At 66.0% G+C, this 22,455-nt stretch carries 22 protein-coding genes and 1 tRNA gene; 14 read left to right on the top strand and 9 right to left on the bottom strand.

Features of this window, described 5'->3' with window-relative positions; all coding sequences use genetic code 11:
- Positions 1-24 precede the first annotated feature (24 nt).
- Entirely contained in the window at positions 25-468 is a 444-nt protein-coding gene (locus tag GEU84_RS18290) for a GAF domain-containing protein (protein ID WP_152825197.1), read from the bottom strand.
- 75 nt (positions 469-543) lie between these two features.
- Entirely contained in the window at positions 544-2,046 is a 1,503-nt protein-coding gene (locus GEU84_RS18285; protein ID WP_241427763.1) for a DUF2125 domain-containing protein, read from the bottom strand.
- Positions 2,047-2,212: 166 nt separating this feature from the next.
- Between GEU84_RS18285 and GEU84_RS18280 the strand changes: the two genes are divergently transcribed.
- Together GEU84_RS18280 and GEU84_RS18275 are read left to right on the top strand one after the other, a co-directional pair.
- Positions 2,213-2,968: an SDR family oxidoreductase gene (locus tag GEU84_RS18280; RefSeq protein ID WP_241427762.1), complete on the top strand. Its 756-nt coding sequence runs from the start codon at positions 2,213-2,215 to the stop codon at positions 2,966-2,968.
- Entirely contained in the window at positions 2,965-3,600 is a 636-nt protein-coding gene (locus GEU84_RS18275; protein WP_152825193.1) for an enoyl-CoA hydratase/isomerase family protein, read from the top strand. The genes GEU84_RS18280 and GEU84_RS18275 overlap by 4 nt, the downstream gene beginning before the upstream one ends.
- 65 nt (positions 3,601-3,665) lie before the next feature.
- On the opposite strand, the gene GEU84_RS18270 is transcribed toward GEU84_RS18275, so the two are convergent.
- Positions 3,666-5,990 carry a DEAD/DEAH box helicase gene (locus GEU84_RS18270; protein ID WP_152825191.1) on the bottom strand — a complete coding sequence of 775 codons (2,325 nt, stop codon included), beginning with the start codon at positions 5,988-5,990 and terminating at the stop codon, positions 3,666-3,668.
- Between the two features lie 488 nt (positions 5,991-6,478).
- Here GEU84_RS18270 and GEU84_RS18265 point away from each other — a divergent pair, with 488 nt between their 5' ends.
- Genes GEU84_RS18265 through lpxK form a run of 3 tightly spaced genes read left to right on the top strand, consistent with a single transcriptional unit; the run spans position 6,479 to position 8,923 of the window.
- Positions 6,479-6,724 (top strand): DUF4170 domain-containing protein, encoded by a 246-nt coding sequence (locus GEU84_RS18265; RefSeq protein ID WP_152825190.1) that lies wholly within the window; start codon positions 6,479-6,481, stop codon positions 6,722-6,724.
- 13 nt (positions 6,725-6,737) lie between these two features.
- Positions 6,738-7,934, top strand: coding sequence for a 3-deoxy-D-manno-octulosonic acid transferase (locus GEU84_RS18260; protein WP_152825188.1), 1,197 nt, complete (start codon positions 6,738-6,740; stop codon positions 7,932-7,934).
- The gene (gene lpxK, locus GEU84_RS18255) at positions 7,934-8,923 is read left to right on the top strand and encodes a tetraacyldisaccharide 4'-kinase (RefSeq protein ID WP_152825186.1); all 990 of its coding nucleotides are present in this window, start codon (positions 7,934-7,936) and stop codon (positions 8,921-8,923) included. The genes GEU84_RS18260 and lpxK overlap by 1 nt, the downstream gene beginning before the upstream one ends.
- A gap of 145 nt (positions 8,924-9,068) precedes the next feature.
- Here the strand turns inward: lpxK and GEU84_RS18250 are convergent, their stop codons facing one another.
- Positions 9,069-9,767: a DsbA family protein gene (locus tag GEU84_RS18250; protein WP_152825184.1), complete on the bottom strand. Its 699-nt coding sequence runs from the start codon at positions 9,765-9,767 to the stop codon at positions 9,069-9,071.
- Between the two features lie 24 nt (positions 9,768-9,791).
- Positions 9,792-10,322: a DUF721 domain-containing protein gene (locus GEU84_RS18245; protein WP_152825182.1), complete on the bottom strand. Its 531-nt coding sequence runs from the start codon at positions 10,320-10,322 to the stop codon at positions 9,792-9,794.
- A 90-nt stretch (positions 10,323-10,412) separates the two neighbouring features.
- Between GEU84_RS18245 and GEU84_RS18240 the strand changes: the two genes are divergently transcribed.
- Entirely contained in the window at positions 10,413-11,480 is a 1,068-nt protein-coding gene (locus GEU84_RS18240; protein WP_152825180.1) for an A/G-specific adenine glycosylase, read from the top strand.
- Positions 11,481-11,544: 64 nt separating this feature from the next.
- Positions 11,545-12,687, top strand: coding sequence for an alkane 1-monooxygenase (locus tag GEU84_RS18235; RefSeq protein WP_152825179.1), 1,143 nt, complete (start codon positions 11,545-11,547; stop codon positions 12,685-12,687).
- Between the two features lie 114 nt (positions 12,688-12,801).
- Here GEU84_RS18235 and GEU84_RS18230 read toward each other — a convergent pair whose 3' ends face one another.
- The 3 genes from GEU84_RS18230 to GEU84_RS18220 all read right to left on the bottom strand — a co-directional run bounded on the left by GEU84_RS18230 (position 12,802) and on the right by GEU84_RS18220 (position 15,431).
- Positions 12,802-13,920, bottom strand: a complete 1,119-nt coding sequence (locus GEU84_RS18230; RefSeq protein WP_152825177.1) for a site-specific DNA-methyltransferase — start codon at positions 13,918-13,920, stop codon at positions 12,802-12,804.
- An 85-nt stretch (positions 13,921-14,005) separates the two neighbouring features.
- Entirely contained in the window at positions 14,006-14,653 is a 648-nt protein-coding gene (locus tag GEU84_RS18225) for a ribonuclease HII (protein WP_152825765.1), read from the bottom strand.
- 187 nt (positions 14,654-14,840) lie between these two features.
- Positions 14,841-15,431, bottom strand: a complete 591-nt coding sequence (locus GEU84_RS18220) for a hypothetical protein (protein WP_152825175.1) — start codon at positions 15,429-15,431, stop codon at positions 14,841-14,843.
- Between the two features lie 230 nt (positions 15,432-15,661).
- Between GEU84_RS18220 and GEU84_RS18215 the strand changes: the two genes are divergently transcribed.
- From GEU84_RS18215 to GEU84_RS18200, 4 genes are all read left to right on the top strand, one after another.
- The gene (locus GEU84_RS18215; RefSeq protein WP_152825173.1) at positions 15,662-15,952 is read left to right on the top strand and encodes a hypothetical protein; all 291 of its coding nucleotides are present in this window, start codon (positions 15,662-15,664) and stop codon (positions 15,950-15,952) included.
- The gene (locus GEU84_RS18210; protein WP_152825171.1) at positions 15,909-16,628 is read left to right on the top strand and encodes a winged helix-turn-helix domain-containing protein; all 720 of its coding nucleotides are present in this window, start codon (positions 15,909-15,911) and stop codon (positions 16,626-16,628) included. The genes GEU84_RS18215 and GEU84_RS18210 overlap by 44 nt, the downstream gene beginning before the upstream one ends.
- A gap of 242 nt (positions 16,629-16,870) precedes the next feature.
- Entirely contained in the window at positions 16,871-17,965 is a 1,095-nt protein-coding gene (locus GEU84_RS18205; protein WP_152825169.1) for a carboxynorspermidine decarboxylase, read from the top strand.
- 82 nt (positions 17,966-18,047) lie between these two features.
- Entirely contained in the window at positions 18,048-19,286 is a 1,239-nt protein-coding gene (locus GEU84_RS18200) for a saccharopine dehydrogenase family protein (protein ID WP_152825167.1), read from the top strand.
- Positions 19,287-19,404: 118 nt separating this feature from the next.
- Here the strand turns inward: GEU84_RS18200 and GEU84_RS18195 are convergent.
- Positions 19,405-19,479 (bottom strand) — tRNA-Lys (locus GEU84_RS18195).
- A gap of 172 nt (positions 19,480-19,651) precedes the next feature.
- Between GEU84_RS18195 and dapF the strand changes: the two genes are divergently transcribed.
- The 3 genes from dapF to GEU84_RS18180 all read left to right on the top strand — a co-directional run bounded on the left by dapF (position 19,652) and on the right by GEU84_RS18180 (position 22,336).
- Positions 19,652-20,491: a diaminopimelate epimerase gene (gene dapF, locus GEU84_RS18190; protein ID WP_152825166.1), complete on the top strand. Its 840-nt coding sequence runs from the start codon at positions 19,652-19,654 to the stop codon at positions 20,489-20,491.
- Positions 20,488-21,741 (top strand): tRNA (N(6)-L-threonylcarbamoyladenosine(37)-C(2))-methylthiotransferase MtaB, encoded by a 1,254-nt coding sequence (mtaB, locus tag GEU84_RS18185; RefSeq protein ID WP_174539984.1) that lies wholly within the window; start codon positions 20,488-20,490, stop codon positions 21,739-21,741. The genes dapF and mtaB overlap by 4 nt, the downstream gene beginning before the upstream one ends.
- 133 nt (positions 21,742-21,874) lie before the next feature.
- Positions 21,875-22,336 (top strand): hypothetical protein, encoded by a 462-nt coding sequence (locus GEU84_RS18180; RefSeq protein WP_152825161.1) that lies wholly within the window; start codon positions 21,875-21,877, stop codon positions 22,334-22,336.
- Positions 22,337-22,455 lie beyond the last annotated feature (119 nt).

Here is a 22,455-nt window from a genome sequence, read left to right as displayed (position 1 = left end):
GCGGCAATCCCCGGCGCGGCAAGATCAGCCCGCCAGGGGCACAGCCCGCATCGCCGCCACCACCTCGCCCTGCCGCAACGCCACCGCCGCCGTGATCGCAGCCACGCGGGCGGGGGTGAAATACGCCTCAACATCCAGCACATTCACCGTGCCCAGCACCATTGCCCCGTCAAACACCGGCAGGTTCAGCGCCGAACGGCAGCCCAGCGCCGCAATCTGCGCATGGTCAAAGAACACATCGGCAAATTCCGCCAGCGTGTTGGCCACGAACACCTCACCACGGCCCAGCACCTGCCGGCTCCATCGGTCATGCTGCAAGGGCTTGGTGCCCGACACCGGGTAATCCACCGGATGCGAGGAATAGGCCCGCCGCACCAGACCCGCCGCATTGTCCTGCACCGTCACGGTGAACAGCCGCCCGCCGATGGCGCGGTGCAGGGCGGCGAATGTGTCTTCGGGTGCGGTCATCGGTGCGTTTCGCTGCATGGCATGCAAAAGGCCGCCCGGCGCCATGCCGGGCGGCCTGTCATCGCAGGGTCGGGGTTACTGCAACCGCTGGCCGTTGGCGTAAAGCCCCTTGTCCTTGAACTCGATGGTCGAGGTCAGCGTATCCACCCCATCCCCCGGACGGGCGAACATGCCCATCATCATGCGCGCGCCCATCGCCTGATCGTCGGGAATGAGGCCCATCTGAACCAGCTTGTCCAGAAGACCGTTGCCGCCCACCAGCTTCAGGTTCAGCGTGCCGGTCGGGGCAGGCATGCCGTCAAACGTCACCAGATCGGTGTTGTCAAAGGTGAAAGCCCCGGCCCCGGTCAGTTCCGCCCCGCCCACCGTCAGTTTCAACTCGTTCACGTCCAGCGATTCCAGATCGCCCGGCGCGCCGCTGGCCATGGCTTCGGCCTGCGCCGGGTCCATGATGTCATAATCCAGCCGCGCCCTGCCCGACGTGTCCAGCACCAGCGTGGCCGGATCGCGCGGCAGCACATTGCCGGGGTCGAACATGCCCCACAAGGCATCCGACACCGTCAGCCCCACCAGCCGCGTGACAAAGCGGAAATCCTCGGCCACATCGGATTTCGAGATCGGCATAAGCAGGTCGAACCCCGCCTCGGCATAGCTGGCCGTCAGTTCCGGGAAGGGGATCTGCGCGCCGCTGACCGTCATGGTCACGCCGGTGCCGCCCGCGCCATAGGCCATGCTGCCCTCGTCCAGCCCGAAGGTAAAGCTGCCGGTCTCGGCGGCACCCGACGCCTTGAAACTGTCGGTCGGATCGACGAAATCCATCGCAAAGGCGGTCTTGCCATAGGTGAACCCGCCGCTGGCCGCAAATCCCGCGCGCAGCGCATCGGTCAGTTCGGCCATGTCCATCGCACCCTCGACCAGCGTGCTGTCAGAGGTGCCTTCCAGCGCGGCCACCGTGGCGGTCATGTCAAAGCTGCTGCTGGTGTCGGGGTCTTTGGCGGCAATCGCCATGGCCATGCTGTCGGCGGAAAAGGCGCTGGTCATCTCGCGCGTGCCAGTGCCGGAAATCAGATAGCTGCCCGCCAGCCCGGTAAAGGTCACATCCACCGTCAGATCGACCGCCGCCGCATCCACGCCGTCGATGCCCTCGACCTTCAGGTTCACGGTCGGCGCGCTGAAATCATAGCTGGTCTCGGCAGCCGAACCGCCCGCGATCACCGACAGGCCGGGTTGGCTGATCGCTACTTCGATGATGGTCTGTTCCGTCTCGCCTTCTTCCGGGTCCACCGTGATGGTCATCGGATAGGCGGGCGACATGGTGATTTCCACCGTGCCATCGCCCAGATCGGTGAAATCGACATCGTCGATCTCGGCCACGACCAGAACACCCTCCTGCTCGGCCACGATGCGCAGGCCCTCGACCGAAAACGTGTCGCCGTTGCGGCTTTCGCGCGTGGCGCTCATCTGCTGGCCGTAGGTGGCGCTAAGGTCTTTCCAGTTCTGCCAGACCTGTTCCGGCGTCACCTGTGCCTGCGCCATGCCACCAAAGGCCAGCGTGGCAAGGGCAGTGCTGCCTGCCAATGTCCATTTCGTCATAACGATACCTTTCCGGTGGAAAATGATGCCCTAACATCCCTTGGGGGCCGGAAAGGGTCAAGGGATTCCGTGGGTCGGCGCAATCGGCTAACAGGGGTTGTCACGATTGTGAAAGCACCCGCCGCACCGGCGGCCAGCGAAGGAGACGGTGATGTATCAGGCAGACATGCAGGGCAAGGTGGTGGCGATCACCGGGGCCAGCCGGGGCATAGGGGCTGCGGCGGCGCGGGTGTTTGCGCAAGCGGGGGCGACCGTGGCGCTGCTGGCGCGCGGCACCGATGCCACCGGCGCGCTGGCGGCGGAACTGGGGGGCGGGGCGTTCGCGCTGCCCTGCGACGTGGCCGACTGGGCCGCAACCGAGGCCGCGGTGGCCTCCATCCTTGACCGCGCCGGGCGGCTGGATGTGCTGATAAACAATGCGGGCGTGATCGACCCCATCGCGCGCATCGACGCCGCCGATCCGGCGGAATGGGGCCGCGCCATCGACGTGAACCTCAAGGGCGTGTTCCACGGGTTGCGCGCCGCCCTGCCGCATATGGGGGCAGGGGGAACCATCATCACCGTCAGTTCCGGCGCCGCCCATAACGCGCTGGAGGGGTGGAGCGCCTATTGCGCGTCCAAGGCCGGGGCGGCGATGCTGACCAAGGCCGCCTGTCTGGAACAGGCGGCGCGCGGCCTGCGCATCATGGGACTGTCGCCGGGCACCGTGGCCACCGACATGCAGGCCCGCATCAAGGACAGCGGCGTGAACGCGGTCAGCAAGCTGGACTGGGCCGCGCATATCCCCGCCGACTGGCCCGCCCGCGCCCTGCTGTGGATGTGCAGCAGCGATGCCAATGGCTTTCTGGGGCAGGAAATCTCGTTGCGTGACGAGGCCATCCGCCGCCGCATCGGCCTGATCGCATGATAGCGGTGGCGCAGGATGGCCCGCTCTGGACCATCACCCTGAACCGGCCCGAAAAGGCCAATGCCCTGACCCCGGCGATGCTGGCGGATCTGGAATCGGCGGTGGCCGGGGCGGCCAAGGGCGGTGCAAAGGCCCTGATCCTGACCGGCGCGGGCCGGGTGTTTTCCGCCGGTGCGGATCTGGAGGAGGCACGCGCGGGCCTTGCCACCGATCCGGTCTGGGAACGGCTGTCGGGGGCCATCGCCGCCCTGCCCTGCCTGACCATCTGCGCGCTGAACGGCACAGTCGCGGGCGGGGCCATGGGCGTGGCACTGGCCTGCGACCTGCGCCTCGCCGTGCCGGGGGCCGCGTTTTTCTACCCCGTCATGCGGCTGGGCTTTCTGCCGCAACCATCGGATGTGGCCCGGCTGCGCGCCCTGACCGGCCCGGCACGCACGAAGGCCATCCTGCTGGCGGGCGCAAAGGTCACGGCGGATGAGGCGCTGGTCTGGGGGCTTGTCGAAAGGCTGGTGCCACCCGAACTGCTGCTGACAGAGGCGGCCCTGTTGGCCCGCGATGCGCTGGCGGCGGATGCGGCGCATCTGTCGGCAATCAAGCGGATGACCGGCCAAGGGCGCGACCCAAAGTCCTAGAGCCGGTCTTGCCGTTATCTTCGAGGAAAACTGACCGACGGATCGCTCCGCCGGTCGGGTCAAGATCACGCCTTGGGCTTGCGCGGCGGCACGAAGCGTTTGCTGGTATCCTTGGCATCCTTCGGCGCGGCGGCGGGCTTGGCCTTGCCGAAGGCGGGCTTGCCGAATGTCTTGCCTTCGGACGCATGCGATTTGAAGCCGGCGGCCTTGCCGGGCTTGCCCTCTCCCCCGCCATGCGACTTGAACCCCGCCGATTTCGGCGCAGGCTTTTCGCCCTGCTTGGCGCGCGGCTTGCGGTCGGCGTCTTCGCGCGGGGCATAGGGTTTGGCCGCATCATCGCGCTTCACATAGGGCTTTTTCGCGCCATCCTCGCGCGGGGCATAGGGTTTCGCCCCCGCATCGGCGCGCTTTGCATAGGGCTTCGCCGGGCCATCCTCGCGCTTGACATAGGGACGGGCCGCGCTGTCTTCACGCTTGGCATAGGGTTTGCGCGGTGCCGCATCCTCGCGTTTGGCATAGGGCCTGGGGGCCGCATCCTCACGCCGGGGGGCCGGGCGGTGCGGAGCCTCGGCCGGGGCCGTGGCATCATCGGGCGTCCATACCTTGCGCGGGGCCGCATCATCCTCGACCACGCGGGGCGCTTTGGGCACATAGGCGGGCTTGTCGGCGCGCACCGGGCACGGTGCGGCATCCTCGCGGGCCGACCGTGGCGCATATTCCTTGCGCGGCGCATCATCGTCGCGCAGCGGGCGCGGGGCTGCGGCACGCGGTGCGCGTGGCGCCGCCGGGCTGCGCTCCGGCCGGTCAAGCGAAGGCTCGCCCTCCATCCGCAGCATCGTCACGCCGGACTCGATATCCATCCCGCCGCCGAACTTGCCTGCCACCGATTTGCCGATCTGCACATAGGTCACATCCTCCTGCACGCGGATGGCGCCGATCTCGTTCTTGGTGATGCCGCCCGCATCGCAGATTTTCGGCAAAAGCCAGCGCGCCTCGGCCCGGCCGGAACGGCCCACCGACAGCGTATACCAGACCGATTCGCCAAACTCCGCCCGTTCACGCGGGGCGGGCGCGGCACCGGCCACGGCGTCATGCAGTTCCTCAGGCGCTGACCGCCCCTCGCGCCACAGCCGGATGAAAGCGGCAGCGGCCTGCTCCGGCCCGAAATTGTCCAGCAATGTCTGCGCCATCGCCGCATCGTCGCCCGCCGGGGCCAGCAGGGCGGGGTGTTCCAGAATGCGCATATCGTCTTTCGCACGCACCTCATCGGCAGACGGGGCCTTGGCCCATTCGGCCACCACCTTGGCCCCCTGCAACAGCCGCTGCGCCTTGCGGAATTCGGCCGGCGGCACGATCAGCGCCGACACGCCCTTCGACCCGGCCCGGCCGGTGCGCCCCGACCGGTGCAGCAGCGTTTCGGAATTGGATGGCAGATCGGCGTGAATCACCAGATCCAGCCCCGGCAGGTCGATGCCCCGCGCGGCAACGTCGGTCGCGATGCACACCTTGGCCCGCCCGTCGCGCAGCGACTGCAACGCATGGGTCCGCTCCTGCTGGCTCAGCTCGCCCGAAAGCGCCACCACCTGAAAACCCCGGTTGCCCATCCGCGCCAGCAGGTGATTCACGTTCACCCGCGTCTTGCAGAACACGATCGCGGTGCGCGCCTCGTAGAACCGCAGCAGGTTGAAGATCGCATGCTCGCGGTCGCGGGCCGACACATTCAGCGCGCGATACTCGATATCCACATGCTGTTTCGCCTCGCCTGCCGTTTGCAGGCGCAGCGCATCATTCTGGAAATCCTTGGCCAGTTCGGCGATGGCCTTGGGCACAGTGGCCGAAAACATCAGCGTGCGGCGGGTGTCGGGGGCCGCTTGCAGGATGAACTCCAGATCCTCGCGGAAACCCAGATCCAGCATCTCGTCCGCCTCGTCCAGCACCGCCACGCGCAGACCCGACAGATCCAGCGATTTCCGCTCGATATGGTCGCGCAACCGCCCCGGTGTGCCCACAACGATATGCGCGCCACGGTCCAGAGACCGCTTTTCGGTGCGGTAATCCATGCCGCCCACGCAGGTTGCAATGATCGCGCCGGTTTCGGCATAAAGCCAGTCAAGCTCCCGCGCCACCTGCAGCGCCAGTTCGCGGGTGGGGGCGATGATCAGCGCCATCGGCACATCGGCAAACAGCAGGCGGTCGGCGCCTTCCAGCAGTTCCTGCGCCATGGCGATGCCAAAGGCCACCGTCTTGCCCGAGCCGGTTTGTGCCGACACCAAGAGGTCACGGCCCTGCGTTTCCGGGGCCAGCACCGCGGATTGCACCGGGGTCAGCGATTCATAGCCCTTGGCGGCAAGCGCCGCTGCCAGCGGGGCCGCAATATCCATATCTGTCATGTCTTCTGCCTAAGAAGGGGGCGCGCATCGGTGCCCGGTGAGCGGCGCCATTCCCCTTCGCGGCCGGGCCTCCCTGCCCGCCGCCCCGGAACGTCGGAGCCAAGCGGGCCTTATACAGCAAAAGTCCCGGATGTATAGCGTCTAGCGTGCCCGTGGCACAGGCCAGTGCCCGATACCCGCACCGGTGCGGTTCAAGCGTGCTTGCTTTGCCGCCGCGCCACACACCACAACCGGATCGCAAAGGCATGCGCAGCACCCCGCAAACCCGGCCTGACGGGCCAAGGCGAATATGCAGATGCCCGCCGGGTGCGGCGATGGCGCGGAAAACATCACCTTGTGGGCAACATTCGCCTCTGCATCCCTTGTGCATCGCCCGTGCATGGTTTTCATACGCGCAAATCCGCCGCTTCTTGGCCCCCTGCCCCGCATCCACTAGGGTGCCCCCGAATCCCCACACCGCAATCCCCCGCGCACAGGAGACCTCCCCCATGACCCAGCGCCTGCACCTCGTTTTCGGCGGCGAACTTGTCAGCCCGTCAAAGAACGTGTTCAAGGATGTGAAAGCCCTGCATATCGTGGGCATGTTCCCCGACTATGCCACCGCCTTTTCCGCATGGAAGGCCGAGGCCCAGCGCACCGTCGATGACGCCCACATGCGCTATTACATCGCCCATATCCACCGGCTGCGGGACGAATCCACACCGGGGTCTGCGACCGAAGAGCTGGGGGCGTAAACCCCGGTTCCGCATGGCATATTCGCTTGGCCTCACGCTTTACCACCTCGCCGCCCGGCGCGAGGCCTCGCCCTCCGGCCCGCGCCCCGCACGGCCTGCGGGTCGGCTTTTGTGGCTGCATGCGCCGGGGGTCGATGCCGCCCGGCCGCTGGCCGAACTGGGCGCGCGCCTGGCCGCCGAAGAGGGCCACCCCGTGCTGGTCACTTGCCCCGAGCCCTGCCCCCCCCTGCCCGGCCTGATCTGGCAGCCCCCGCCCCCCGAAACCCAGGCCGAGGTGCGCGCGTTTCTGGACCATTGGCACCCCGAAATCGGCGTCTTTGCCGAAGGCGAGCTGCGCCCCGCCTTGCTGCACGAGGCCCATGAACGCGGTGTCGATCTGATGCTGGTCGATGGCCGCGCCCCGCATTTCCTGCGCGGGCGCGATGGTTGGTGGCCGGGGCTGATGCGTGGTCTGCTGGGCCAGTTCAGCCATATTCTCACGCTGGACGAGCCGGCGGCCCGCGCCTTCCGCCGGGCTGGCGGGCTGCTGAGCGCGGTCAAGGTCGCAGGCCGCATGGAAGAGCGCAGCGCCGCCCTGCCCTGCACCGAGGCCGAACGCGCCGCTCTGGCCCGCCTGCTGGCCACGCGCCCGGTCTGGCTGGCCGCCTGCTTGCCCGAGGCCGAGGAAGACGCGGTGATCGCCGCCCACCGCGCCGCCCTGCGGCTGGCACATCGCCTGTTGCTGATCGTGGTGCCACACGACCCGGCCCGCACCCGTCCCCTGGCCGAACGCATGCAGGCCGAACAGGGCTGGACAGTGGCCTGCCGCGCGTCCGATGAAGAACCCGACCCCGAAACCGAGGTTTACATCGTTGAAAACGCGGCTGAACTGGGGCTGTGGTATCGGCTGGCCCCGGTCACGTATCTGGGCGGCAGCCTGTCGGCCAGCGGCTGCCAGCGCGACCCGATGGAAGGTGCTGCGCTTGGATCAGCCCTGATCCATGGCCCGAAATCGGGGGCCCATGGCGCGGGGCTGGCGCGGCTGCATGGCGCGCGTGCGGCGGTTGCAGTGGCCTCTGGCGCCGAACTGGCCGAGGCGCTGTCAGATCTGCTGGCGCCCGACCGCGCGGCGCGGCTGGCCCAGCAGGCCTGGGTCGTGGCCTCGGACGGGGCCGAGGTGACAGACCGGGTGATCGCGCTGATCTGCCGCCTGTTGGACGAGCGGCGCTGATGCCCGCCCCCCGGTTCTGGTTCACCCCGCCCGACCGGCCCGCACTGGCCGCCCGCCTGCTGGCCCCGCTTGGCGCGCTTTACGCCGCTGGCACGGCGCAGCGCCTGCGCCGGCCCGGCCATGCCGCCGGGGTTCCGGTGATCTGCATCGGCAACATCAATGCGGGCGGCACGGGCAAGACCCCCACCGCCATTGCGCTGGTGCAGCATCTTGCCGCCCGGCGCATCACGGCGCATGTCGTTTCGCGCGGCTATGGCGGGCGGCTGCCCGGCCCGCTGCGGGTCGATCCGGCCCGCCATTCCGCCGCGGATGTGGGCGATGAGCCCTTGCTGCTGGCCGCCTTCACCCCCGCCTGGGTGGCGCGCGACCGCGCCGCAGGCGTGCGGGCGGCCGAGGCGGCGGGCGCACAGGTGATCCTGCTGGATGACGGTTTCCAGAACCCCTCGGTGCACAAATCGCTGTCCATCGTGGTGGTGGATGCCGCCCGGGGCTTTGGCAACGGGCGATGCTTGCCCGCCGGGCCGCTGCGCGAACCCGTGGCCACCGGGCTGGCGCGTGCCGACCTGCTGCTGTCGATCGGTGACGAGGCGGCCCAGGCGGGGTTTGCGGCGGCCTGGCAGCGGTTCCTGACGCTGCCGCATCTGACCGGCCATCTTGCCCCGCTGCCCATGGGGATGGATTGGCAGGGGCTGCGCGTGCTGGCCTTTGCGGGCATCGGCCACCCCGAGAAGTTCTTTGCCACCCTGCGCGCGGCAGGGGCCGAACTGGCCCGCGCGCAACCGCTGGAAGATCACCAGCCGCTGACCCCTGCCCTGTTGCACCGGCTGGAGGTTGAGGCGCATAGCTTGGGCGCGCAGCTTGTCACCACCGAAAAAGACGCCGTGCGCCTGCCCGCCGCATTCCGCAGCAAGGTGCTGACCCTGCCGGTGCGCCTTGAACTGCACGACAAGGCCCCACTAAACGCGGCGCTGGCGTCCATCGGCCTTTAGGCCGCTCTGTCAACTTGGCGGAAATACCTCCGCAGGAAACCTGCAACGCCACCCGCGGTGCCGCACCGGAAGGTCTTTCCCCGGCAGGGCCGCCCGATGCCCCTCGACGGGGCGGAGGGCGGCTCCCCCGGCGGGGGTTGCGCGATCAGCCTTCCAGCGCGGCGTCCAGGATGGTTTTCAGCTCTTCATAGCTCATGTTGCCATGCTTTTCGCCATTTACCAGCAGGGTCGGCGTGGACTGCACGTCATCAGCCTCGGCATTGGCCTGATAGGTGGTCACAAGCGCCTGCGCCATGGCCCCATCCTCCAGACAGGCGTTCAGCGTTGCATCATCCATGCCCGCCGTGCGGCCGATCTTGCGCAGGTTTTCCACCACAGTCATCGCATCATCCGAGGCGGCCCATTCCTGCTGGGTATTGAACAGGATGTCGGAGATGCCGAAATAGCGCATCTCGCCGCCGCAGCGCGCCACCATCGCGGCCCAAAGGCCGTAACGGTCGAAATACACTTCGCGCAGCACGAATTTCACCTTGCCGGTGTCGATGTATTCGGCCTTCACCTGCTTGAACACGCTGGCGTGGAAGGTGGCGCAATGCGGGCAGGTGTAGCTGGCATATTCCGTCAGGGTCACTTTTGCATCGGCATTGCCCATCACCATATCGGGCACCACCGGGGTTTCGGCTGGGGCTTCGGCCGGGGCTGAGCCGGTTTCCTGCGCCATCGCCGCCGTCACCGGCAGCAGGCTTTGCCCCGCCGTCTGCACGCCCGCGCCGCCGAAGGCCCACAGCCCCAGACCGCCCGCCACCACCAGCGCAAGCGCCGCAAGACCAAGTTTCTTCGCCATATCGTGCCTCATCATTCAGATTTTTCAGGTTTTCGCGCGGGCAAGGAAGTTTTGCGCAAGGGTTTCAAGCGCCGCCCGCAGGCCTTCGTCCTTTGCGCCTTCGGCCACGGCGCTGGCGCGGGCCTGCACCACCGGGTCCAGCGGTTTGGGGGCCGGAGGTGCGGCCAGAAATTCGGCCCTACCTTCGGCAAAGCCTGCCGGGGCGGTCTGTGTCAGGCTGATGCGTGAAATCGCGGCATAGCCGTAGCAGGCGTTCACCTTTTCCCGCAGTCGCGGCAGTTGCATCTGCACCTCGGGCGCATGGGCTGCGGCGACCAGCAGGGTCAGCGTGGCCCCCAGCCCTTCGCGCCCATAGCCGATCTTCACCGGGCGGGTCATCGCGGCCAGATCGCGGCCCACGATCGCCTCCCACTGGGTCAAGAGGCGCGTCACCGCAAAGCCGCGTTTTTCGCCGGCGCTGCGGATGCGGTCGGCCACCAGCCCCGATGCCGCCTCGAACCCGCGCATCCGGCGGGTGAGTTTCGGCGGGGCAGAAGGGCCGGGCGCACGGGTCATCTGTTCATTCCTGTTCACCACCCTATTCTAGACGGTGGTGCGCGGCGCGCCAGTGGAATGGCAGGCCCGGGGGCATAAAGATTGCGTGACATGGGCAGGTTTGATGTGGCGACAGAGGGGCTGAGCGATGTGTTGCTGGCCTGGTATGACCGGCATGCCCGGGTGATGCCGTGGCGCGTGGCCCCGGCTGACCGCGCGGCGGGGGTGCGGCCTGATCCCTACCGCGTCTGGCTGTCAGAGGTGATGTTGCAACAGACCACGGTGGCGGCGGTGCGCGATTACTTCCACCGCTTCACCGCGCGCTGGCCGGATGTGGCGGCACTGGCGTCGGCGGCGGATGCCGATGTCATGGCCGAATGGGCGGGGCTTGGTTACTATGCCCGCGCCCGCAACCTGCTGAAAGGCGCACGGGCGGTGGTGGCCGATCATGGCGGGCATTTCCCTGATACGGTGGCGGGCTTGCTGACCCTGCCCGGCGTGGGGCCCTATACGGCGGCGGCGGTGGCCTCCATCGCGTTTGACGCGCCTGCGGTGGTGGTGGATGGCAATGTGGAACGGGTGATGGCCCGGCTGCACGGGGTGGAACAGCCGCTGCCTGCGGCCAAGCCCGCGCTGACGGCGCTGGCGGCGGCGCTGACCCCAGACCGGCGGCCCGGTGATTATGCCCAGGCGGTGATGGATCTGGGGGCCACGATCTGCACCCCCCGCAACCCCGCCTGCGGCATCTGCCCCTGGTCCGGCCCCTGCGTGGCGCGGGCCGAGGGGGTGCAGGCCGACCTTCCGCGCAAGACGCCAAAGGCGGTGACGCCAACCCGCCACGGCACGGTCTGGATCGCCCGGCGCAGCGATGGCGCGTTCCTGCTGGAAACGCGGACCGAGGCGGGCATGCTGGGCGGCATGCTGGGCTGGCCCGGCACGGCATGGGACCGGACATCCGGCAGCGATGCCCCCCCTCTGGCCGCCGACTGGCACGAGGTGACGGGCGAGGTGCGCCACACCTTCAGCCATTTTCACCTGCGGCTGGTGGTGATGCGCGCCGATGTCGGTCCCGATGCGCGCCCTGACCGGGGCCGGTTCATCACGCCCGGGGCCTTTCGCCCCGCCGATCTGCCCACGGTCATGCGCAAGGCCCATGACCTTGTGCATGGGGCAACATGACACGATTGAGCAATGGCTGCGCCTGCGATACCTTTGCCCCAGCCGCCCTGCGCAGGAGCGCCCGATGACAACCCGCCCCATCTCGCTGAACCTTCGGAACGCATTGCCGTTCTGGCTGTCGCTGGGCACCGTGCCGCTGGCGGTGGTGGGGGCGGTGCATGGCGGCTGGACGGTGTTCCTGCTGCCGCTGTTCACTTGGGTGCTGTTCGATGTGCTGGACCTGATCGTCGGTCTGAACACCGACAATGCCGACCCCGACACGCCCGAGGCCGATCTGTTCTGGTATCGTCTGATCACGCTGGTCTGGTTTCCGCTGCAATTCGCCATCACGTTCGGCCTGATCTGGTATGTGGCCGGCACCGATCATCTGGCGGTCTGGGAAAAGGCGGTGCTGTTCTTCGGGGTGGGCGTGATTTCGGGGGCGGTGGGCATCGTCTATGCGCATGAGCTGATGCACCAGAAGAACCGGGCAGAGCGGTGGCTGGCCGACCTGCTGCTGGCCATGGTGCTTTACAGCCATTTCCGCTCCGAACATCTGCGCGTGCATCACCTTTACGTCGGCACCCCGCGCGACCCGGTGACGGCGCGGTATAACGAGGGGTTCCACCGCTATTTCTGGCGGGTGCTGCGCGATTGCCCGCCCTCGGCCTGGCGCGCTGAAAAGGCGCTGCTGGCCCGCAAGGGGCTGACCATGTGGTCGCGCGACAACCCGTTCTGGCGCTATGCCGCGTTGCAGGGCGGAATGCTGGCTCTGGCCTTGGCACTGGGCGGCTGGCAGGGGCTGGCACTGTTCCTATGGCAGGCGTTCATTGCGGTATGGCAACTGGAAATCGTGAACTACATCGAACATTACGGCCTGACCCGGCGGCACCTGGGCGAGGGGCGGTATGAGCATGTGTTGCCGCGCCATTCGTGGAATGCGGCGCATAGGGCGTCAAACTGGTTTCTCATCAACCTGCAACGCCATTCCGACCACCATTACAAGCCCGACCGCCGCTTTCCCTTGTTGCAGACCTTTGGCGAGGATGACGCGCCGCAACTGCCCTTCGGCTACCCTTTGATGGCGGCAATTGCCATGGTGCCACCGGTCTGGCGGCGGGTGATGAACCGGCGCGTCCGGGAGTGGCGCAAACGCTATTACCCCGATGTGACCGACTGGCAACCCTATAACAAGGCGCTGAATGCGCTGCCGCGCGGGGCGGCCTGAGCAGGCCAACACCCTGCGATGAAGGCAAAAGACCCCGCCGTGCAGGCACGGCGGGGCAGTGGTGCCGCATATAGGGAATGCGGCACAGGCGGTTCTGTTGTGCGGGAATAGGGATTAATGCGGGCGCGCGTCGTCCATCTCGGCCCGGATCTGCTGGCGCAGGATGTCGATGGAAATAAGCTTTCCGTCGCGCTTGAAATGCCAGTAGGTCCAGCCGTTGCAGCTTGGCGCGCCTTCCAGATGCGCACCAACTTGGTGGATGGACCCCTTCACGTCATTGCCGATCAGCGTGCCATCGGCGCGGACCTTGGCCTTGTGCCGGTTGCCGATGGAAAACAGCTCTTCCCCCGGGCGCAGCATGCCGCGTTCGACCACCTGGCCAAAGGGCACGCGCGGCTCGGCCCGTTTCGACCCCGTCACCTCCAGCGCCGAGGCGTCATAGCGGCGCACACGCTCCATCCGCTCGGTCGCGACGGCGCGGTAAGCCTCTTCCCGCTCGATCCCGATGAAATCTCGGCCCAGCATCTTGGCCACCGCCCCCGTGGTGCCGGTGCCAAAGAACGGGTCCAGCACCACATCGCCAGGGTTGGTGGTGGCCAGGATGACCCGGTGCAGCAGGCTTTCGGGTTTCTGCGTCGGATGCGCCTTGTCGCCCGCCGCATCCTTGATGCGCTCATGCCCGGTGCAGATCGGCAGCACCCAGTCAGACCGCATCTGGATGCCCTCGTTCAGCGCCTTCAGCGCCTCGTAGTTGAAGGTGTATTTGCTGGCCTCGTCCTTGGACGCCCAGATCAGGGTTTCATGGGCGTTGGTCAGCCGCTTGCCCTTGAAATTCGGCATAGGGTTGGATTTGCGCCACACCACATCGTTCAACAGCCAGAAGCCCTGATCCTGCAAGGCCGCGCCCACGCGAAAGATGTTGTGATAGCTGCCGATCACCCAGATCGCGCCATTGGGTTTCAGCAGCCGCCGCGCCGCCGCCAGCCAGTCGCGGGTAAAGCGGTCATAGGCGGCAAAGCTGGCGAACTGATCCCAGTGGTCGTTCACCGCATCGACCTTGGAATTGTCGGGCCGGTGCAGATCGCCCCGCAATTGCAGGTTATAGGGCGGATCGGCGAAGATCAGGTCGATGCTGGCCTCTGGCAGGCCGTTCATCACCTCGATGCAGTCGCCTGCAAGTATCTGGTTCACGGGCAGCGTTACCGCTTCGCGTGCAAGTGTCTTTGTCGCCATGGCTGCCTCTGTCCCCCGGCTTTGCGCCGTTGTGTTGGGATACAGGATGAGTCATTGGTGATTCGCCGTCAAATTCTTTATTGAATCAAGGGGTTAGAGAAACATCTTGATACAAGATGTTGTAGACGGGACGGAACGAACGCCTATGGTGAGGGGTCACACCAAGATTTGACAGCGCGGCGAGGTGATCTTTGGTCGGATAACCGGCGTTCCGATGCCAGCCATAGCCCGGATGCTGTTGCGCCAAATCCACCATCAGCGCATCGCGTGCCACCTTGGCGACAATCGACGCGGCGGCGATCGACAGGCAGCGCGCATCGCCCTTGACGATGGCGAGCCCTTGGCAGGCCAGACCGCGCGGCAGAAGGTTGCCGTCGATCAGCGCGAAATCGGGCCGCTGCGGCAGGCCCGCCAGCGCCCGTTCCATCGCCAGATGGCTGGCGCGCAGGATATTCAGGCGGTCAATCTCCTCGACCGAGGCATGGGCGACCGAAACCTCGGCCATCTCTAGGATGGAATGGTAAAGAACCTGCCGCCGCGCCGCGCTCAGCGCCTTGCTGTCGTTCAGGCCGGGGGGAATGCGACCGGCGGTCAGACGCACGGCGCAGGCGGTGACGGGCCCGGCCAAGGGGCCGCGCCCCACCTCGTCCACCCCGGCAATGCAAAGATGGCCGCGCGCAATGGCGGCGGCCTCATGGGTGAAATTGGGGGCGGCGGCGGGCGGGCGTTTCATGGCGGCAGGGAAGCGCATCGCGCGGCCAAAGGAAAGGGCGCACAGCGAAACGCCGCCCCGGCACAGGGGGCGGCGCGTCAAGCACCTGACATCGTGGTGCAAAATAGTGGGGGACAGAAGCTGCTCACCCTTCTGCCCCCCGGCCGGGCGTGGTGTGGGGGCAAGCCACACCCGGAAACCCCGGGGTTCAGCCCCGGCGGGTGCGGAACCCGGCACTCACCAGACAACGGGCGTCATACACCCGGTCGGTGCGGCCCCGGATGCTGTAGTCAGAGGCGCATTGGCGCGGCAGGCGGTGGCTGAACCCCTCACGGTCAAGGCAGCGGGCGGAATAGACGGTGGCGGTTTGGCCCTGACGGGTGCGCAACTCCAGCGCGCAGGAGCGCGGCAGCTCGGGAGAGCGGATGTCGTGGCGGGGCCGGTCATAGCGCGGGCGGTCGGGCCGGTGGTTGCCATAGCGGTCATCGTCATGGTGGGGGCGGCCATAGCGCGGCGGGTCGTGGCGGGGGCGATCATGGCCCCAATGCGGGGGTTTGGGGTGGGTGGGCGTGACGGCGACAGGTTTGTCCTTGCGGTCGTTCTTGTTGTCGATGGCCTTGGCGATGATCGCCAGCGCGGCGATGCCTGCGATGATCTTGGCCACATCCTCGCCATCCGCGCGGGCTGGCGCGGCGCTGGCACCCGTCAGTGCCAAGGCCATGGCGGCGGCGGTCAGCGTGGCGGTAAGGCGGCGGAACAGGGATTTGCGGGGCAGTTCTTGCGGGGCGCTGTGGGTCATGGCGGGCTCCTGTTGGCGGGGATGTCCGGGGCGACCACCGCACCGGGCTTCAATAGGGCAACCCTGGCCGCCCTGCCGCCAGACAGGCAATATCGGGCCCGGGACAAGCGATAACAGCCTGCCCGGCCGGGGCTGCTAGGCGATAACAGCCCGGCTAAACCCCTTGCGATATTGAATATCACGCGGTGGCAGAGCAGGATGCACAGCAACAAGAGGAACAGGAGCAGCCCATGAATCCCCGTGCCATCCCCGCCGCCGTCTTGCTGGCGCTGGCCCTTGCCGCGCCCGCCCATGCCGCCTGTTTCGCCGATTACAAGGCCAAGCAGGATGGCCCCCTGCGCCTGCATTATGGCGTGGCCGAAGTGCCCGACAATGCCTGCAACCCGGGTGCCGCCTCTGGCGTTCTTGCGCCGAGGCTGCAACGCGCGGGATGGACATTGCTGAACGTCGTGTCCACCTTCGGCCCCGAGGGTCTGGATGAAAGGAAAGCGAGTGCCGGAGATTTCTACCTCCGCTTCTGAGGCGTTCCGCGCGGGCAACCGCGTGGTCGCCGGCGGCATCGCGGCCATCGTGCTGATCCTGCTGGGGGCGGCAATCTTCCTGTTCCTGAACCTGCCCGACGCCAACGCGTTCAACGCGCGGGTGGAGCGGATTTTCATTGAAAACAACGACCTGCGTTCTGGGGCCGAGATCAGGCTGCTGGAGATACTGGCACAATCCGGCACGTCTTTTTCGGATGTGCTGGCCAGCTACCGCGTTGTGATCTTTGTTCTTCTGGTGTTTTCTACCGCCTTGCTGGTGGCGTCGCTGGTGCTGCTGGTCGCCATCATCGCGCTGAACCGGCGGATTTCGGCGATCCAGCGGTCGGGGATTCAGGTGGCCAGCCTGCTCATCAGCCGCGAAAGCCGGGCAGTCTATATCAACGACATGGAGTTCACCCTGACCGAGGCGGCGATAGAAACGCTGTCGGTGCTGGCCGAGGCGCGGATGGATGACGACGTGCTGACCGGCGCGCAGATCGAGGGCGTGATTTCGGGCCGGGATGCGGCGGATTGTGACGAGGCGGCGGGGGCCACCCGGGTGAAACGCCTGCGCGATGCCCTGGGCAACCAACTGGTCAGCGAGTTGCTGGTGAAAACCATCGCGCGCCGCGGCTATATGCTGGCGGTGGGCAAGGATGTGATCCGCATGGTGTGACGGCTGGGCGATCTGCGGATTAAAGCATCGGAATCATTGAGATTTCATGGTGTGATAACGGTATGATTCCCATGCACAACCCATGCAAATGCCTCTGCCACCCCCGGTATGATTAACCAATTGGCCGAATCGCGGGTCCGCTGCCCCTGTCACGCTGGCGTTACAGGGGGTGGGCAAAAGGCTTGCAGCCCAAGGGGGGGCGTCTTATAGCCCCTGTTTCCTGTTTGACCCGGGGGTTCGTGATGATCCAGACACCCTACTACCTGATCGACATGGCCGCGCTTGGCCGCAACATGGCGGTGGTCGCACGGCTGCGCGAATTGTCGGGGGCCAAGGCGCTGCTGGCGCTGAAATGCTTTGCCACCTGGCCCGCGTTCGATGCGATGCGTGACCATATGGATGGCACGACATCCAGCAGCCTGTATGAACTGCGGCTGGGGCGCGAGAAATTCGGCAAGGAAACCCATGCCTATTCGGTGGCTTGGGCGGATGACGAGGTGGACGAGGCGGTGGGTTACGCCGACAAGATCATCTTCAACTCGATCGGCCAGCTGGAACGCTATGGCGACCGGGCGGCGGGCATCGCGGTGGGGCTGCGGCTGAACCCCGGCATTTCCACCTCGGGGTTTGATCTGGCCGACCCGGCGCGGCCCTTCAGCCGTCTGGGCGAGTGGGACAGCGAAAAGATCGCCGCCGTGATCCACCAGATTTCCGGTTTCATGATCCACTACAATTGCGAGAATGGCGACTTCGCGCTGTTTGACCGGCAGTTGACCGATATCGAGAACCGGTTCGGCAACCTGTTGGGGCAGGTGCAATGGGTCAGCCTTGGCGGCGGCATCCATTTCACCGGCGATGGCTATCCGCTGGAGGCGCTGGCGGCGCGGCTGAAGGCCTTTGCCGAACGGCATGGCGTGCAGGTCTATCTGGAACCGGGCGAAGCGGCGATCACCGGTGCGGCCAGCCTTGAGGTTTCGGTGCTGGATATTCTGGACAATGGCAAGACACTGGCCATCGTCGATGCATCAGTCGAGGCGCATATGCTGGATCTGCTGATCTACCGGCTTGCAGCGCGGATGGAGACGGACGGGCCGCACCGCGTGATGGTCTGCGGCAAGTCCTGCCTTGCGGGCGATATCTTTGGCGAGTTCGGTTTTCCGGAACCGTTGCGGGTGGGGGATCGTTTGTCCTTTGCCGATGCGGCGGGCTATACGATGGTCAAGAAGAACTGGTTCAACGGGGTGAAGATGCCCAGCATCGTGATCCGTGAAACCGACGGTTCGCTGCGCGTGGCGCGCGAATTCGGCTACGGCGATTTTGCCTCCAACCTTGGTTGAGGTTTTCCCTGCCCGGTGCATGCCGGGCCCTTCCCGGCGATAGCGCGTGTTGGCCGCTGCGCCCTTGAGGAGACGGTTCAACATGAAACGCAATGTTCTGATTATCGGCGCCGGTGGCGTTGCGCAGGTTGTGGCGCATAAATGCGCGCAGGCGAATGACCGGCTGGGCGATCTGCACATCGCCAGCCGCACGCTGGCGAAATGCGAGGCGGTGATCGCCTCGGTGCAGGGCAAAGGGGCCATGAAAGTGCCCGGCGTCTTTGCCGCGCATGCGGTGGATGCGATGGATACGGGTGCCGTGGCGGCGCTGATCCGCGATACCGGGGCGCAGATCGTCATCAACGTGGGGTCAAGCTTCGTGAACATGACTGTGCTGGAAGCCTGCATTGAAACCGGCGTGGCCTATCTGGATACGGCGATTCACGAAGACCCGGCGAAGATCTGCGAAACGCCGCCGTGGTATGGCAATTACGAATGGCAGCGGCGTGAGCGGTGTGCGCAGGCGGGTGTGACGGCCATTCTGGGTGTTGGGTTCGACCCCGGGGTGGTGAATGCCTACGCCCGGCTGGCGGCGGATGACCATCTTGACCGCGTTCATTCGATTGACATCGTGGATATCAACGCCGGGTCGCATGGCCGCTGGTTTTCCACCAATTTCGACCCCGAGATCAATTTCCGCGAGTTCACCGGCACGGTTTATTCCTGGCAGAACGGTGTCTGGCAGGAAAACGCCATGTTCGAGGTGGGTCAGGTGTTCGATCTGCCGGTGGTGGGCCCGCAAAAGGCCTATCTGACCGGCCACGACGAGGTGCATTCGTTGTCAGCCGCCTATCCTGAGGCCGATGTGCGGTTCTGGATGGGGTTCGGCGACCATTACATCAACGTGTTCACGGTGCTGAAGAATCTGGGCCTGTTGTCGGAAAAGCCGGTGGTGACGGCCGAAGGGCTGGAGGTTGTGCCGCTGAAGCTGGTGAAGGCGGTGCTGCCCGACCCGGCCAGCCTTGCGCCCGATTATGTGGGCAAGACCTGCATCGGCGACATCGTGCGCGGGGTGAAGGATGGTGCGGCGGCCGAGGTGTTCATCTACAACATCGCCGATCACAAAGAGGCTTACGAGGAAACCGGCTCGCAGGGCATCAGCTATACCGCCGGGTTGCCGCCGGTGGCGGCGGCGCTGCTGATCGCTGATGGCACATGGGATGTGGGCCGGATGGTGAATGTGGAGGATCTGGACCCGAAACCGTTCCTCAACCTGCTGAACGGCATGGGCCTGCCGACGCGGATCAGGGATGCGGCGGGCGACCGGGCGCTTGTGTTCTGACGCGGCACCCCCTTGGCCCGCCTTGCGCGCGGGCCAAGGGGTATCATCATCCTTGAGGCAAAACAAAACGGGCGCAACGCGCCCGTTTTTGTCAAACAATGTCAGTGTTTTGGGAAGTTGGTGAGCGGGGCGGGTATCGAACCCGCGACCCGCTGATTAAAAGTCAGCTGCTCTACCACTGAGCTACCCGCCCTCACCATCCCGTCAGGCTTTGCCATCTTGCAAATCCTGCCGTGCCGCCGGACCCGTCAGGGTGCTGCGACAGGTGCGCTAAGTAGAAACATAAGCCGGAGGGGTCAAGGCCCAAAGCGCGGAAAAACGCGGGCCTCTGGCAAAAAGGCAAAAGGGGGCGTATATCGCCCGGCATGATGGATATGCGCGCGCCCTCCGGCCTTCGGTTCATGAAAATGCATGGGCTGGGCAACGACTTTGTAGTGATCGACTCGCGCGGGGGCGGGGCAGTGACGACGCCTGCGCTGGCGCGGGCGCTTGGCGACCGGAACCGCGGCGTGGGGTTTGACCAGCTGGCCGAGATCAGGGATTCGGATAAGGCCGATTTCGCCCTCGATTTCTGGAATTCCGACGGGTCGCGGGCCGGGGCCTGCGGCAATGCCACGCGCTGCGTGTCTGACTACATGATGACTGTGCTGGGCAGGGGTGCCGTGTCGCTGGTGACGGCGCGCGGCGCGCTGGCGGCCCTACGGCGCGATGACGGGCTGGTCAGCGTGAACATGGGCCAGCCGCAGACCGACTGGGCCGATGTGCCGCTGGCCCGTGCGGTGGACACGCTGCATCTGCCGCTGCCGGGCGATCCGGTGGCGGTGGGCATGGGCAACCCGCATTGCGTGTTCTTCGTGCCGGATGCGGAAGCTGTCGATCTGGCGGGCGTGGGGCGCGGGCATGAGGTAGACCCGCTGTTCCCGCAGGCGACGAATGTGGAATTTGCGTCGCTGACCGCCCCTGACAGGCTGCGCCTGCGGGTGTGGGAGCGGGGGGCGGGCATCACGCTGGCCTGCGGATCGGGCGCCTGTGCGGTGGCGGTGGCCGCGCACCAGCGGGGCCTGACCGGGCGGCGCGTGGTGCTGGACATGGATGGCGGCGCGCTGGAGATCGACTGGCGCGACGATGGCGTCTGGATGACCGGGCCGGTGGCGCATGTGTTTGACGGCTGGCTGACGCCTGCGTTTCTGGCGGCCTATCCGTGAACGCTCCGGTCTTTGCCACACTGGGCTGCCGTCTGAACGCCTATGAGACGGAAGCGATGAAGGAACTCTCCACCGCTGCCGGCGTGGAAAATGCCGTGGTGGTCAACACCTGCGCCGTGACCGCCGAGGCGGTGCGCAAGGCGAAACAGGAAATCCGCCGCCTGCGCCGCGAACACCCCGATGCCACGATCATCGTCACCGGCTGCGCGGCGCAGACCGAACCCGAAACCTTTGCCGCGATGGCCGAGGTTGACCGGGTGATCGGCAACACCGAAAAGATGCAGGCCGCGACCTGGGCCGCGATCAAGGCCCCCGACCTGATCGGCGTCACCGAGCGGGTGCAGGTGGACGACATCCTGTCGGTGAAGGAAACGGCGGGGCATCTGATTGACGGGTTCGGGCGGCACCGGGCCTATGTGCAGGTGCAGAACGGCTGCGATCACCGCTGCACCTTCTGCATCATCCCTTACGGCCGTGGCAATTCGCGGTCTGTGCCTGCGGGCGTGGTGGTGGAGCAGATCCGGCGGCTGGTGGACAAGGGCTTCAACGAGGTGGTGCTGACCGGGGTTGATCTGACCTCGTGGGGGGCCGACCTGCCTGCCACGCCGCGGCTGGGTGATCTGGTGATGCGCATCCTGCGGCTGGTGCCGGATCTGGCGCGGCTGCGGATATCGTCGATTGATTCCATCGAGGTGGACGAGGCCTTGATGGGCGCGATTGCGACCGAAGCCCGTTTGATGCCGCATCTGCACCTGTCGTTGCAGGCGGGCGATGACCTGACGCTGAAACGCATGAAGCGGCGGCATCTGCGCGACGATGCGATCCGGTTCTGCGAGGAGGCGCTACGGCTGCGCCCCGACATGGTGTTCGGGGCCGACATCATCGCCGGTTTTCCGACCGAGACGGAAGAGATGTTCGAAAACTCGCTGCGACTGGTCGAGGATTGCGGGCTGACCTTCCTGCATGTGTTCCCCTTCAGCCCCCGCAAGGGCACCCCCGCCGCCCGCATGCCGCAGGTGCAAGGCCCGCTGATCCGCGACCGCGCCGCCCGTCTGCGGGCCGCAGGCGACGCGGCGCTAGCCCGCCATCTGGCGGCGCAGGTGGGCGTGACCCACCGGGTGCTGCTGGAAGGGCCACGGATGGGGCGGACGGAGCAGTTCACCGAGGTCGATTTTGCGACGGATCAGCCGGAGGGGCAGATTGTGACCGCGCGGGTGGTCGGGGTGGCAGCGGGGCGGTTGGTGGTGTGAGGTGTAGGGGGCGTCGGCTCAGCAGACTTTGCAGATCTTCGCGGCAGCTAGTCGAAAACCTTCCACGAGGGTCTTTTTTCATGTATTGTGTCTGACCCAACAAAGCATTGGGGGTTTTGAACAAGGACGCGCAATGGTTGTCAAAATTTCACCTAACTCGAAAATTTTTGCGGAACTTGTCAGCCTTAATCCTTGGTCATCCGCACTCTGGGAAGAGCGTGCAGCTTTGATCGGCCAGAGAAAGTGGAATATGAAATACCGTAACCAAGCCGGTAATGGAGCAACACTTGAATGGTCAAAGCGATTCATGGCCGCTCGAACTGCTGCGACTCGCACGCGTTTGGAAGGGTCAACGGCGGGTTGGAACGCTTGGTCGAAGTCGACAGCCGACTTGCTGTCGTTACTCAGAGGCCGGACGGACTACCCACTTTACATGATCGGATCACAATCCGGGTCGGAAGAAATGCCAGACTATTCGTTCAGTTTTTTTCTGGCAGATGTTCACCTACTCGCAGATGCAGAATTAAGCAACGAGACCTTTAGTGAAGACGTAGATATATCAGGATACTCATTCCCCGCATCGCTATGGGCCTAGGCTGTGTGGAAACTCCTGCACCAACCGCCACCAGCGATGTGAGGGGTTCGCAGCAGGTCTTTTTGCCTGCTTGGGTTCATGCTACCCGCCAGTGGCTCTCATATCAGGCCCGTGAGGGC

It is taken from the genome of Fertoeibacter niger (assembly GCF_009380135.2).
GTDB classification, from domain to species: domain Bacteria; phylum Pseudomonadota; class Alphaproteobacteria; order Rhodobacterales; family Rhodobacteraceae; genus Fertoeibacter; species Fertoeibacter niger.
This window is presented reverse-complemented; position numbering and strand designations above follow the sequence as displayed.

Excerpts from the sequence above, each read along its gene's own strand:
- GEU84_RS18265 (WP_152825190.1), top strand. The coding sequence starts at position 6,479 with ATGACCCAGCGCCTGCACCTCGTTTTCGGCGGCGAACTTGTCAGCCCG.
- GEU84_RS18290 (WP_152825197.1), bottom strand. The coding sequence starts at position 468 with ATGACCGCACCCGAAGACACATTCGCCGCCCTGCACCGCGCCATCGGC.
- GEU84_RS18250 (WP_152825184.1), bottom strand. The coding sequence starts at position 9,767 with ATGGCGAAGAAACTTGGTCTTGCGGCGCTTGCGCTGGTGGTGGCGGGC.
- GEU84_RS18270 (WP_152825191.1), bottom strand. The coding sequence starts at position 5,990 with ATGACAGATATGGATATTGCGGCCCCGCTGGCAGCGGCGCTTGCCGCC.
- GEU84_RS18220 (WP_152825175.1), bottom strand. The coding sequence starts at position 15,431 with ATGACCCACAGCGCCCCGCAAGAACTGCCCCGCAAATCCCTGTTCCGC.
- GEU84_RS18225 (WP_152825765.1), bottom strand. The coding sequence starts at position 14,653 with ATGAAACGCCCGCCCGCCGCCGCCCCCAATTTCACCCATGAGGCCGCC.
- GEU84_RS18280 (WP_241427762.1), top strand. The coding sequence starts at position 2,213 with ATGTATCAGGCAGACATGCAGGGCAAGGTGGTGGCGATCACCGGGGCC.
- GEU84_RS18230 (WP_152825177.1), bottom strand. The coding sequence starts at position 13,920 with ATGGCGACAAAGACACTTGCACGCGAAGCGGTAACGCTGCCCGTGAAC.
- GEU84_RS18235 (WP_152825179.1), top strand. The coding sequence starts at position 11,545 with ATGACAACCCGCCCCATCTCGCTGAACCTTCGGAACGCATTGCCGTTC.
- lpxK (WP_152825186.1), top strand. The coding sequence starts at position 7,934 with ATGCCCGCCCCCCGGTTCTGGTTCACCCCGCCCGACCGGCCCGCACTG.
- GEU84_RS18275 (WP_152825193.1), top strand. The coding sequence starts at position 2,965 with ATGATAGCGGTGGCGCAGGATGGCCCGCTCTGGACCATCACCCTGAAC.
- GEU84_RS18205 (WP_152825169.1), top strand. The coding sequence starts at position 16,871 with ATGATCCAGACACCCTACTACCTGATCGACATGGCCGCGCTTGGCCGC.
- GEU84_RS18245 (WP_152825182.1), bottom strand. The coding sequence starts at position 10,322 with ATGACCCGTGCGCCCGGCCCTTCTGCCCCGCCGAAACTCACCCGCCGG.
- GEU84_RS18240 (WP_152825180.1), top strand. The coding sequence starts at position 10,413 with ATGGGCAGGTTTGATGTGGCGACAGAGGGGCTGAGCGATGTGTTGCTG.
- GEU84_RS18215 (WP_152825173.1), top strand. The coding sequence starts at position 15,662 with ATGAATCCCCGTGCCATCCCCGCCGCCGTCTTGCTGGCGCTGGCCCTT.
- GEU84_RS18200 (WP_152825167.1), top strand. The coding sequence starts at position 18,048 with ATGAAACGCAATGTTCTGATTATCGGCGCCGGTGGCGTTGCGCAGGTT.
- GEU84_RS18180 (WP_152825161.1), top strand. The coding sequence starts at position 21,875 with ATGGTTGTCAAAATTTCACCTAACTCGAAAATTTTTGCGGAACTTGTC.
- GEU84_RS18210 (WP_152825171.1), top strand. The coding sequence starts at position 15,909 with ATGAAAGGAAAGCGAGTGCCGGAGATTTCTACCTCCGCTTCTGAGGCG.
- dapF (WP_152825166.1), top strand. The coding sequence starts at position 19,652 with ATGATGGATATGCGCGCGCCCTCCGGCCTTCGGTTCATGAAAATGCAT.
- GEU84_RS18260 (WP_152825188.1), top strand. The coding sequence starts at position 6,738 with ATGGCATATTCGCTTGGCCTCACGCTTTACCACCTCGCCGCCCGGCGC.